Source organism: Olleya sp. ITB9, assembly GCF_001315805.1.
In the GTDB taxonomy this organism is placed as follows: domain Bacteria; phylum Bacteroidota; class Bacteroidia; order Flavobacteriales; family Flavobacteriaceae; genus Olleya; species Olleya sediminilitoris.
Map to the genome: position 1 here is coordinate 1 of NZ_BCBW01000038.1, position 13,044 is coordinate 13,044.

The following is a 13,044-nucleotide window of genomic DNA, read 5'->3' on the forward strand; positions in this document are numbered from 1 at the left end:
TTTTTATATAATATATTTTAGTAAATATTATTTACCAGGAAAATCAGCTTTACGCTTTTCTAAAAAAGCTGTCGTACCTTCTTTAAAATCTTGTGTACCAAAACAAGCACCAAATTGCTCTATTTCGGTTTCAAAACCATTAACACCATCTGTATAATTTGCGTTAACAGCTTGGATTGCTTTACTTATAGCTACAGATGAGTTTCTCATAATTTTACTTGCTAATTTTTGAGCAAGAGGTAATAATTCTTCTTGAGAAACCACATGGTTTACTAAACCATAACTTAATGCTGTTGCTGCATCAATCATACCTGCTGTCATAACCATTTCCATAGCACGTCCTTTACCAACTAATTGTGGCAAACGTTGTGTACCACCATAACCAGGAATCACGCCTAAACTAACTTCTGGTAATCCCATTTTTGCATTATCACTAGCTATTCTAAAATGTGCTGCCATAGCCAACTCTAATCCTCCTCCTAATGCAAAACCGTTTACAGCTGCAATTACTGGTGTATTAAGGTTTTGAACAAAATCGAATAAAATCTCTTGACCTTTGGCTGCCAATTTACCTCCATTTTCAACACTAAAGTTAGCAAATTCGCTAATATCTGCTCCTGCAACAAAAGCTTTTTCTCCGCTTCCGGTTACAATAATAACTTTAGTTTCTGCTGCTTTGTTAGCTGCATCAAATGCTTGGTGCAACTCTTCGATAGTTGCTTTATTTAATGCATTTAATTTAGAAGGCCTATTAATTGTAATAGTTGTTATTCCGTTTTCTGAACTGCTTAAGATGTTTTCAAAATTCATTGTAAGTATGTTTAGTTATTTCCGCGAAAGCGAAAATGATTTATTATTATTCTTTAGGAAATCTAACCGTAAAGGTTGTCCCAATATTTTTTTGTGTTACAAAGGTAATTGTTCCTTTATAAGTTTCGACAATATTTTTAACCATTGCTAGACCAAGACCCATTCCGCTAGATTTAGTGGTAAATTTAGGTTCAAAAACTTTAATTTTATTTTCTTCTGAAATACCTATTCCATTGTCAGAAATTGCTAAAACAACATGTTCATCTTTTTCTGAAACACTAACTATTATCTTAGGTGTTTTCTCGTCTGGTATTGCCTGAATCCCATTTTTTACTAGATTAGTCAACACTCTTATTAACTGAGTACGATCAAATTTGGCAATAATTTCTTCCTTTTCTGCTTCAAAATGAATGTAATCTTCATTAAAAATATCTAATGCTAAATCTACAATTTTGACAACATTTAGCATTTCGTTTTGTTGTGCTGGCATTTTAGCAAAGTTAGAAAATGCACCAGCAATAGAACTCATGGTGTCTATTTGTTGAATTAACGTTTTACTATACTCGTCTAATTTAGAGATTATTTCTGGGTCTTTGGGGTCAAACTTGCGCTGAAAACTCTGGACAGTCAATCGCATTGGTGTTAATGGATTTTTAATCTCGTGTGCCACTTGTTTTGCCATTTCTCGCCAAGCTTGCTCACGCTCGCTTTTAGCAAGTTTTACAGCACTTTCCTCTATTTGATCAATCATACTATTATATGATTTTACAAGTGTTGAAATTTCTTGAGTTGTACTTTTTATTTCAATTTTTTCGTTACGTTTTTCTAAACGTGTTTGATTCATTTTATCACTAATTGTCTTTAGTGTTTTTGTAATGTATTTAGATAAAAAATAAGCTAATGCAATTGCAGTAATTAACATTAAAAGGTAGGTATAACCTAGACGTTCAAAAAACTCGTTTAACTCTCTAGAAAGAAAGTCGTCGTTTTCTAAATACGGAAGGTTTAAAATGGCTAATGGTTTATATTTTTGGTCTGTAATGTACGTGTAGGATGATCTAAAATTTTCGCCTTTTTCCTCTCTAATATCAACATATTTATGACCTGAAGTATTAGATAAATTATTAAGTATTTCTGCTTGTATACAAGACTCAACATCATCAAGAGGTAGACTGGCTTTAGAAGAAATTAGTAATGATCCTTCTAAATCATATAGATTAACTTTAAGCCCATGGATGTCAGCAATTTTGTAGATTTCATCTTTAAATATTAAAGGTAATTTTTCAGGAATGACCTCAAAAGTCGTTTCTCTAATTACAAAATCTAAGTGACGTTTAATATTTTTTTCTTTACGCTCTAAACGTTGCTCATGGTAATCTTGAGTCTCTTCAGAATATTGGTATGCTGCTACTAATGCAATTAAAATGGATGCTAATAGCACCAAAAAAATCATAGCAAAAAATATACGAAGTCGTAATGAGAGTTTTGTTATTTTCATTGTTTAAATATAGCAATAATCAAACCAAAAAATAGACTGGATAAGCTACTGCTTGAATTATGCCTCGGGATTTTTATCTCTAATACGCTTATACGCCTTAAAACCTAACATTAAAAGGACTCCTAAAACAAAAATACCTACAACTCCAAATACCCAATTTATAGCACTTTTAAGTATTACTAAAAAGACAACTGCAAACAGTATAAATGTTGCACCTTCATTATACATACGCATAAAGTTAGATGTTTTTTTAACGACATCGTTTTGCAATTGTTTAAAGTAAATATGGGTTTGGATTTGGTATAAAAACAATAAACCTACAAAGGTTAATTTAACATGCATCCAAGGTTGTTGCAACCAAAAGGGCTGAAGTATTAACAACCAAATAGCAAAAATGGTTGCTAATATTGCACTTGGCCACGTTATGATAAACCATAAACGTTTGGTCATTAGTTTTAATTGTTTACCAAGAATTTCTTTATCAGGAGAGGGTTTGTGAAACGCCTCAATTTGATACACAAATAATCTAGGTATATAAAACAAGCCTGCAAACCAGGTAACCACAAAAATTAAGTGCAAAGCTTTTATATAATTATAATATTCCATTAGTCTTGAACAAATAAATAGTTAAGTTGTTTAGCGTTAAAGGCTGCATTAAAAGCTGTAACCTCATCATTTATAAGCCTATTAAAGGATTCTAATTGCTTATTAATTTTTGTGGTTAATTCATCTTTTACAGCAAGATCTTGTTCGGTTGGTGCAAAATCTCCCATTCTAACTAATGCATTTAAATGCCCTAATTTATTTGTTAATCGAATAGGAAAATTTAAAGGATCTTGACCACTTTTATTTTTAGTTTGGTATAAGGCTTCTTCAATTTTAGTAAACTTTTCTTTTAATGCTTTAGCCTTATCTAATAAGGCTTTTAAGTTTTTATCATCTTTATATTGCTTTTCAAAAGCTGATAATTGCTGACTTACTTTACGCATACTTTTAATCGCTTGATGTGCATTATCAATAGTTTTATTTACATCTTTTATAAACAAAAATTGTTGATCCATGTCTTTTTGGGTGCTTTCGGCATTTGGATTAGCTACAATAGTAAAAGGTTGAGATGTACTAACACCATTTACATTTAAAGTCACTTTATAAGTGCCTGGAGTTGCTTTAGGACCTTCTAAACTTGCCCACCATAAAATCATTCCATCTAATTTTTCGGCACCTTTATAAGTCATATTCCAAACAAACTGGTTTAAACCTTTTTTAACTTCTAACTTATCCTCTTTTTTATTTTTAGTGGAAACCGTCTTAATGGTATCGCCTTGTTTATCAAAATAAGTCAAACTTACCTCATCATTATCTTTATAGTTTTTTAAATTGAAATAAGTTATCACTCCATTAGGATGATTAGTTCCGTTAGTTTTACTGTTTTTAGCAAAACCGCCTCGCATTCTGTAAGTGGGTTTAGGCTGAAACAATTGCACGTCATTTAAATTAGATAAAGACATTTGATGAATTACTGACAAATCATCCAAAATCCACAAACTACGTCCTTGTGTTGCAACTATTAAATTATTGTTTTTTATAGTTAAATCTGTTATTGGAACAATTGGCAAATTAAGCTGAAACGATTGCCAGTTTTTACCATCGTTAAATGATACATACAGTCCAGTTTCTGTTCCTGCATAAAGCAATCCTTTTTGTTTTGGATCTTCACGAAGCACTCTTGTAAAATGTTCGTTTGGAATACCGTTTGTTATTTTTTTCCAAGTCTTACCATAGTCAGTGGTTTTATATAAATAAGGTGTAAAATCACCTGTTTTATATTTTGTTCCTGCTACATAACAAGTTCCTGCATCAAAATTACTTGGCTCGATACTGTTTATCATCATCCAATCAGGCATTCCTTTTGGTGTTACATTTGTCCAGTTTTTACCACCATCTTTAGTAACATGTATTAATCCGTCATCACTACCAACCCATAATAGCCCTTCTTTTATTGGCGATTCTTGTGTTGCAAAAATGGTGCAATAATACTCTACAGATGTATTGTCTTGTGTAATTGGCCCTCCTGATGACTTTAATTTATCAGGATCATTTCTAGTTAAATCAGGACTAACTATTTGCCAAGATTGACCTTCGTTTTCAGTTACGTGTACATGTTGTGAAAATGTATATAATCTATTTGGATTATGCTTAGAGAATATAATAGGAAAATTCCATTGAAAACGGTATTTCATACCTTCTGCTCCATGACCCATTGGATTATCAGGCCAAACATTAATAGCTCTAACAGTTCCGGTTCTGTGGTTTTTTCTGGTTAAAAACCCATCATAACTTCCTCCATAAACAATATCATTATCTTCAGGATCTACAGCGATATGTGCAGATTCTCCTCCAGCTGTACTTTCCCAATCGTCTTCAGTAATGGATCTTCCTTCTGTACGATGCGGAATTCGGACTGTTGAATTATCTTGCTGTGCTGCATAAATACGATATGGAAAGTGATTATCTGTTGTTACTCTATAAAACTGTGATGTTGGTTGGTTGTGATAGGTGCTCCAAGTTTCTCCACCATCATAAGTGACTTGAGCTCCACCATCATCACCAATTATCATTCTATTTGGATCTTCTGGAGCTATCCATAAATCATGATGATCTCCATGTGGTGCATTATAAGTGCCAAAGGTTTTTCCTCCATCTGTACTTTTATGATATCTAACATTTAAGACATAAACCGCATCAACATCTTTAGTATCTGCGTAAACACGTGTGTAATACCAAGCGCGTTGACGTAATTTACGTTGACTATTGACTTGTTTCCAGGTAGCTCCACCATCATCACTTCTATACAAACCACCATTGTCTTTATTTTCTATAATTGCCCAAACACGTTGGTTATTTAATGGAGAAACTGTAACTCCAATAATACCCAAAGTCCCTTCTGGAAACCCATTGTTTTTAGAAATTTCTGTCCAAGTTTCGCCATTATCAGTACTTTTCCATAAAGCACTTCCTGCTCCTCCAGAACTTAAGCTATAAGGTGTACGTTGTACACGCCAAGTTGAAGCATATAATATTCTAGAATTTGTTGGATCTATTAAAAGATCTACAACTCCTGCTTGATTATTAACAAACAAGGTTTTTTTCCATGTTTTTCCTCCATCTATGCTTTTATAAACACCACGATCTTGGGTTGGTTTATAAATATTACCCAATACTCCAGCGTAAACTATATTGTGGTCTGTAGGATCTATGGCAAGTCTAGGAATATGCCTAGAATTTTTTAATCCGGAAGCTATCCATGTTTTTCCTGCATCAACACTTTTAAAAACTCCATAACCTGAAGACACATTACCACGAACGGTTTTTTCTCCTCCACCAACATAAATAACATTAGGATCACTTTTTGAAACAGAAATAGAACCTATACTTCCTCCAAAAAAGCCATCAGAAATATTATCCCAATGACGTCCACCATCTAAAGTTTTCCATACTCCTCCTCCTGTTGACCCAAAATAATATAAATTAGGTTTATTAGCGACTCCTGTTACAGCTGCGCTTCTTCCGCCACGAAAAGGACCTAACAATCTATATTCTAAACCAGAATAATCAGAAGGGTTAACATTTTGTGCGTTTGATGTGGTAGAAATTCCTATTAAAAAAAGAAATAATAGTGATTTTAAAGTATTCATTTTAATACTGGATTGGTTGCGAATAGTAAAAATAAGGATTATTACGCGTCTTCTAATCTCTTATTTAAATTTAACTTTACTTCTCGTCTTAAAAAGTAGGCTGTAATAATTGTTGATAAAACATCCGAAATTGGAAATGACATCCAAACTCCAAACTCTCCAAAATAGATTGGTAAAATAAAAAGTAATGGTATAAAGAAAATAGCCTGTCTAGTTAACGTTAGTAATAACGCTGGCAAAGCCTTTCCTACTGCTTGAAAATAAGCTGCTCCAATCAACTGTATTGCTAATATTGGAATTGCAGCAAAAGCCCAACGCATATTGTTTGGCGTGACATTTATGACTTCTAAATCTGTTGTAAACAATCTGGTTATTACTTCTGGAAAAATCATTAAACTTACAAAGACTAAAATTGCTAATACTGTAGCATATTTTATAGCTGTGTAAATAACCTCTTTTACACGATTATACTGCTTTGATCCATAATTATAACCAGCAATTGGTATAAATCCTTGAGTAATACCAAAAACAGGAAATAAAGCAAACATGCTCATGCGTCCTACAATTGCGTATGCAGTTACTGAGGTTTCACCTCCAAAATCAAACAACACATTATTAACCAATAAAAAGGTTACACTAACTACAGCTTGTCTTGCTAAGGTTACAAAACCAAGCGAGCCTATCTCTGCAACTATATTGCTTTGAAGTTTAAAATGAGATACGTTAATTTTTAATTCGGAATGTTTAGACAGAAAATACCATAAAATGAATAAGAAAGCTGCAATATAAGATCCAGTTGTAGCCCAAGCTGCTCCTGCCATTCCTAAGTCCATAACACCAATAAAAATGTAATCTAAAAGCAAATTACCAATAGACGGAATTAACATAGCATACATGGCAAATTTCGGTTTTCCTTCTGCCCTAATAACATTATTACCCATCATGACAAAACCTAAAATAGGCACACCATAAAGTATAATTTCATAGTAGATTTTTGCAGGATCAAAAATGACTCCTTTACCACCAAAAGCTGGAATTAATTGATCTACAAAAAACAACCCAAATGCAGCAAAAGTAACAGTAAACATTAACGTTAATGCCACTTGATTACCAAATGTTTTTAATGCTTTAGGCTTATTATCTGCACCTAAAGCACGAGAGATAATAGAAGATCCTCCAACACCAATACTCATACCTAAAGCAGCAATAAAAAACGATACAGGTAGCACAACATTTATAGCTGCAATTGCGGTTGAGCCAATCCATTGACCAACAAAAATAGTATCCACCAATATGTTTAGTGACATCACTAAAATACCAATAGATGCAGGAACTGCTTGTTTTATCAAGAGTTTGCTTATGGGTTGACTACCTAAATCTGAAGATGCGCTTTTTTGCATTAAGCTTCAACAGGAGTTACTGACCAATCATTAATCCAGTCCGCTAGTAATTTTACCCAATTTTTATCTGTATTTAAACATGGTACAGTTGTAAAATCTTTACCACCAACTTCATGAAAAATTTCTTCTCCTTCCATTGCTATTTCTTCTAAAGTCTCTAAGCAATCACTAACAAAAGCAGGTGTTACAATTGCCATGTTTTTGACTCCTTTTTTACCTAATCTTTCAATAGTACGATCTGTATATGGTTGTAACCATGGATCAAACCCTAATCTTGATTGAAATGAAGTAGAAAAACTATTTTCTTCTAAACCTAAATACTCTCCTACTAATCTTGTAACCTCTTTACATTGGTGTCTATAGCAAAATTCATGAGCTTTACTTGCGGTTGCACAGCAACTACCATCTATCTTACAGTGACCATTTGTAATATCACTTTTTCTAATATGACGCTCTGGCACACCATGATAAGAAAACAATAAATGTTCATAGTTTTTACCTTCTAAGTGCCCTTTTATAGACTCAGCCAAAACCTTGATATATTCTGATTTATTATAAAATGCTGGTAAACTGTCAATTTTTAAATCAGGGAAATTAGCTTGTCTAACTTCTTCGGCTAAAACTAAAATTGTTTCGGTAGTAGCCATTGCAAATTGTGGATATAAAGGAATTAAAAATACTTCTTCTACACCTTTATCTACTAATTCTTGTAATCCTTTTTTAATAGTCATGCTACCATAACGCATAGCTAATGCAATTGGTAAATCAGTATGCTGTTGTACTTGTTCTTGCAATTGTTCTGACAATACAATTAATGGTGACCCATTGTCCCACCATATTTTTTTGTAAGCTTTAGCGCTTTGTTTTGGTCTTGTATTTAATATAATACCTTTTACTAATAGGGTTCTAGCCCAAAGCGGAACGTCAATAACGCGTTCGTCCATTAAAAACTCACCTAAATATTTCTTAACATCTTTAGGTTCTGGACTCTCTGGAGAACCTAAATTAACTAGCAGTACACCTTTTTTCATATTTATTCTTTTTCAAAAACAAAAATACAATTCTAATTTTTATTATGACCAAAAATTGATAATCTGGTTATACTAATCCTCTATTATTATATAGTCAAACTCTTTTATATATAGTTAAGTTTAATATATTTACAAGAAGATACACTTACAATTTATGAAAAAACTCATTTTAGCACTTTGCTGTGTGCTGTCTTTTAATTCGTTTTCACAACATCAAAAACCAGAACAAAGTTTACTTTGGGAAATCTCTGGAAACAACCTAGAAAAATCATCTTACATATATGGTACAATGCATGTAAGTGCTAAAGTTGCTTTTAGGCTAGATGATGTGTTTTTTGAAGCTTTAGACAAAAGTGAAAGTATTGCTTTAGAGTCTGACCCATCTACATGGTTAGCTTTTAATTACAAAACAACTTCTTTAACACCACAAAATTACTCGCAGTCTTACGACAAAAATTTTTACTCAACACTTTTTGGTTTAGAACACCCAGAAGAAGTAGCAATTAGAGGAAGTATACGATCTGACAACCGAATGATAAATGGGTATTTATACAGAAAAGATGGTTATGCAGATAATTTTGAAGAAGAAACTTACCTGGATATGTTTATTTACCAAGCTGGTAAAAAAAGAAAAAAAAACATTTACAGTTTAGAGGATATTGAAGAGTCTAGGTTTTTAGTTGCTAAGGCACAGCGTAATGCACGAAAAAACAAAATAGACCCTTGGCTGACCAAATTATACGAAAAAGAAAATCCATATTTAGTACAAGAAAACACATACAGAGACCGTAATTTAACTTTATTAGACTCTATTGGAGCAGCATCTAACACTGAGTTTTTTAGAGAAAACATGTTGTACATACGCAACGAAAACATGGTACATGTATTAGATAGTTTAATGCAAACACAATCTGTATTTGCTGGTGTTGGTGCAGCGCATTTACCTGGCAAAAAAGGAATGCTTAAAATGCTTGAAAACAAAGGTTATACCGTTAAACCTTTAACCTCTAAACAAACTAAAGTTGCACAAGCTAAAAAAGAAACCATTGAAGATTACATTGCTAGCCCAACTTTGAAAACTGCTAGTACTCCGGATGATTTTATTAGCTTAAAAGCATTTACCAACTTATACGAATTTTATTATAGTGGTCAAAAATATTACATCTCACCAGATATGACCAATGGTGCTTATTTAACCATTAGCAGATTTAATACATACAAACATTTACCATATGAAAAAGAAACCACATTAGATCGTTTAGACAACTTTTTGTTTGAAGACATTCCTGGAGATATCATAAAAAAAGACGTTATCTATAAACCCTATCCAGGAATTAGTATTTTAAACAAAACTAAAAAAGGAGACTATCAAAAATACCATATTTACGAAACACCCTTAGAACTTATTGTTATAAAATTTGCTGGACAAAAGGATTATGTTTTACAAAATGAAGCTCCTATATTTAACTCTATTTTATTTAAAAAACCAAGCGTAGATTTTAAAAAATTTACTTCTGCTTACAATAAATATGAAGTTAATTTTCCTGAATACCTAACCACTGATAACATCAAAAACGTTGGGCAAAAACTAATTCAAGGACAGGTTAATGACGATTATTATTTTTTAAAAGAAGTTGCTTTTAATGATGTCTTTTATATAGAAGAAGATAAATTTGAAGCTAAATTTATAGTTACCAACTTTTTTAAAGATTTTGACATTGAAACGTCAGAAGGTAAATACAATAACAATAATTATTATAGTTATGAAGGAGTTGCTAAAAAAGATTCGACTTCAAACACAAACATTCATTTAAAAAGCATTGTTAAAGACGGAAGCTATTTTTTATTAGGCTATGTTGGCCAAGATCAAACCAAAGCCAAACAATACTTTAACAGTTTCAAACTTAAAGAAGTTAAACATGATGGCTTTGAAAAAACCATAGATACATCCTTACATTTTTCGGTATTAACCAACACCAAACCATCTCCTAGAAACGATTATTACAGTTACCGTAAACCTAAAGATTACGAAGAAAAAACAAAACGTACCACTTACTACTCTAAAGCCAACGAGCAAATTTTTGTTACACGTCTTAAATTTCATGATTTACAGATGTACAGAAATGAAGATAGTTTATGGAACGAAATTGATGACCAGGTCAAAACCATGAAACATATTGATGGTTTTAAAAGTTACATCATCTCTAACAAAAACAAATACAAAAAAGACGATCAATATATTTATGAATTTCACCTAAAAGACTCATTAAGCGCTAAAGCAATCGTCACAAAAAACATTCTTAAAAAAGGAACTCTTTTTACTATTAAAAGCCTTACAGATACTATTTCTAAACCTTCAAGTTTTATTACTAATTTTTATGATAGTTTTCAGCCATTAGATACACTATTAGGCGAGTCTGTTTTTAGTGACAAAACCGATCGTTTTTTTACTGCATTACGTGACAACGATAGCATCGTATTTAGGGCTAAAAATAAAATTAAGTTTAAAAAATCTAACGCAAGTAAGATGATAGACTTAATTCAAAATTTTGAATTTCCAGAAAACAAAGAAGACTTTAAAACCTTTTTAATTTCAGAATTAACAGAATTAGAAGACCCTAGAACAGACGCATTTTTAAATACGTTATATGAAGATTCTTATTCTAAACCAGATATTCAAAACACTGTTTTAAGATCTTTATTGGACACAAAAACTAAAAAATCTTATAACACTTTTTTAAAGTTAATGGACAAAGATTTACCTTTAAGTGGGTCAATAAGTTCAATGTTTTACAATTACAAAGACTCTTTGCAGCTTAAAAAAACTTTATTCCCAGATTTAATGGAATACACCACCATTGAAGAATACAAAGAACCTATTTACGAATTGTTATCCAGATTAAAAGACAGTAGCCTTATTAGAACCAAGGACTATAAAAAATTTAAAAAACAGATTATAAAAGATGGTAAAATTGAGGTAAAACGTAGCTTAGGCTCTAAAAACAGCTATAGATATAGATCATATAGCAGCTCTCTTTATGCTTATGTAAAATTAATTTTTCCGTTTAGAAATGAAGCAGATGCTAAAAACTTTTTTAACAAATTACTAGATAGTGATAATATAACCGCATTAAGTACCTACTACATTTTACTTGAAGAAGCAGAAGAACCTATACCTGATAAACTAAAAGAAAAAACATTAAACGACTTTAAAAATCAAGCCATTTTAGTAGATAGAATGTATCGCAAAAAACTTTACAAGCCCTACATTACAAAAGCAATAACCCAAGAGATGTACGCTAAATCTTCATTGTTTAGCAATACAACCATCGAGAAAGAACGAGACTCCATTCACTTTTTAGGCAAAAAGTCTTTTAAAACAGACGATGACAAAACTGGAGACATGTATTTTTATATGCTTGTTCAAAAAGAAGGTAAAGACGAAACAAAAAGATTTTATTTTACTGGATTTTTAAAACCCAAACACAAAAACAGATTACAAACAGAGGTGTATTATGACTCTGGTTATAATGGTGAGTATATAGATGAAAATAAAGAAGAAGAACAACTCATAGAAGATGTTTTAGAACTAGTCATCCATAAAAACCGAATGCGACTAAATGAAAACAGCTACTAAATAAAAAAGTGCGCTTAAAAATTTAAGCGCATTTTTTTATATTGATTGGACATATTTTTTAGGTGTAATACCATACTTTTTCTTAAAAGCGGCAATAAAGTGGCTAGAAGTACTGTAACCCACTTTTAAACCGACTTCATTTACATTGTTATTACCTGTCTCTAAAAGTTTTCTAGCAACTTCCATTTTATAATCTAACAAAAAACTAAAAACAGAATCTCCATAAATCTGCTTAAAACCTTCTTTTAACTTTTTAAGTGGCAAATTAATTTCTTCTGATAACTCCTGTAATGTTGGAGGCTCAGACATTCTAGCTATAATAATATCTTTAGCTTTTTTAATTTTAGCAACATTAGTTTCATCTACTAAAAAAGGACATTGATCAATATCAGCATCTTCACCTCTATTAAAATATAAACTCAGTAATTCATAAGCCTTACCTTTAAAATACAGTGTTTTTATAGACGAGTTTAAATTATAATTCACAATTTGGTTTAATGCTATTGCCATAGATGGCGAAATTTTTCCGTCTTTGTAATATTTTTTATCCTTGTTATCACTACTTAAAAAAGTTATATAATCTGCTTCTTGACTAAATAAACCATGAAATTTTTTAATCGAAATCAACACAGATACCAGCCAACAATCCGGTTTCACTTTTAAATGTATTGGTAAATCTCTCTGAGGATTATATAGCAGTAAAGATGTTTCTTCTGCGATATTTAAAACATAACTTCCGTTATTAAAAATAAAGTCACTATTACCTTTTAAACAAAAATGAAACTGAATAAAGCTACTATCAATAAAGCGTTCAACAACCTGATTTGTAGTAGTTTCATTTTGATAAGTTAAGACATAAACATCTTGATCAACCTGTGTTTCGTTAAAGGAACTTTTAACGACATTTTTTTCATTAGAAATTTCAGCCATAATAATTTCTTATTTAGATTGGTTCTAAACAATAAAGCCTTAA

At 31.6% G+C, this 13,044-nt stretch carries 8 protein-coding genes; 1 reads left to right on the forward strand and 7 read right to left on the reverse strand.

Features of this window, described 5'->3' with window-relative positions; genetic code table 11:
• Window positions 1-27: 27 nt before the first annotated feature.
• Genes ITB9_RS10660 through hemH form a run of 6 tightly spaced genes read right to left on the reverse strand, consistent with a single transcriptional unit; the run spans window position 28 to window position 8,434 of the window.
• Window positions 28-810 carry an enoyl-CoA hydratase/isomerase family protein gene (locus tag ITB9_RS10660; RefSeq protein WP_054852210.1) on the reverse strand — a complete coding sequence of 261 codons (783 nt, stop codon included), beginning with the start codon at window positions 808-810 and terminating at the stop codon, window positions 28-30.
• 46 nt (window positions 811-856) lie between these two features.
• The gene (locus tag ITB9_RS10665) at window positions 857-2,308 is read right to left on the reverse strand and encodes an ATP-binding protein (protein ID WP_082396170.1); all 1,452 of its coding nucleotides are present in this window, start codon (window positions 2,306-2,308) and stop codon (window positions 857-859) included.
• A gap of 57 nt (window positions 2,309-2,365) precedes the next feature.
• Window positions 2,366-2,914, reverse strand: coding sequence for a CopD family protein (locus ITB9_RS10670; protein WP_054852211.1), 549 nt, complete (start codon window positions 2,912-2,914; stop codon window positions 2,366-2,368).
• Window positions 2,914-6,003: an exo-alpha-sialidase gene (locus tag ITB9_RS10675; protein WP_054852212.1), complete on the reverse strand. Its 3,090-nt coding sequence runs from the start codon at window positions 6,001-6,003 to the stop codon at window positions 2,914-2,916. Before ITB9_RS10675 ends, ITB9_RS10670 begins: the two co-directional genes overlap by 1 nt.
• 41 nt (window positions 6,004-6,044) lie before the next feature.
• Entirely contained in the window at window positions 6,045-7,403 is a 1,359-nt protein-coding gene (locus tag ITB9_RS10680; RefSeq protein WP_028606720.1) for an MATE family efflux transporter, read from the reverse strand.
• Window positions 7,403-8,434 carry a ferrochelatase gene (gene hemH, locus ITB9_RS10685; protein ID WP_054852213.1) on the reverse strand — a complete coding sequence of 344 codons (1,032 nt, stop codon included), beginning with the start codon at window positions 8,432-8,434 and terminating at the stop codon, window positions 7,403-7,405. Before hemH ends, ITB9_RS10680 begins: the two co-directional genes overlap by 1 nt.
• Before the next feature lie 154 nt (window positions 8,435-8,588).
• Here hemH and ITB9_RS10690 point away from each other — a divergent pair, with 154 nt between their 5' ends.
• Window positions 8,589-12,071 carry a TraB/GumN family protein gene (locus tag ITB9_RS10690; protein ID WP_054852214.1) on the forward strand — a complete coding sequence of 1,161 codons (3,483 nt, stop codon included), beginning with the start codon at window positions 8,589-8,591 and terminating at the stop codon, window positions 12,069-12,071.
• 36 nt (window positions 12,072-12,107) lie between these two features.
• Here ITB9_RS10690 and ITB9_RS10695 read toward each other — a convergent pair whose 3' ends face one another.
• Window positions 12,108-13,001: a helix-turn-helix transcriptional regulator gene (locus tag ITB9_RS10695; RefSeq protein ID WP_054852215.1), complete on the reverse strand. Its 894-nt coding sequence runs from the start codon at window positions 12,999-13,001 to the stop codon at window positions 12,108-12,110.
• Window positions 13,002-13,044: the final 43 nt, after the last annotated feature.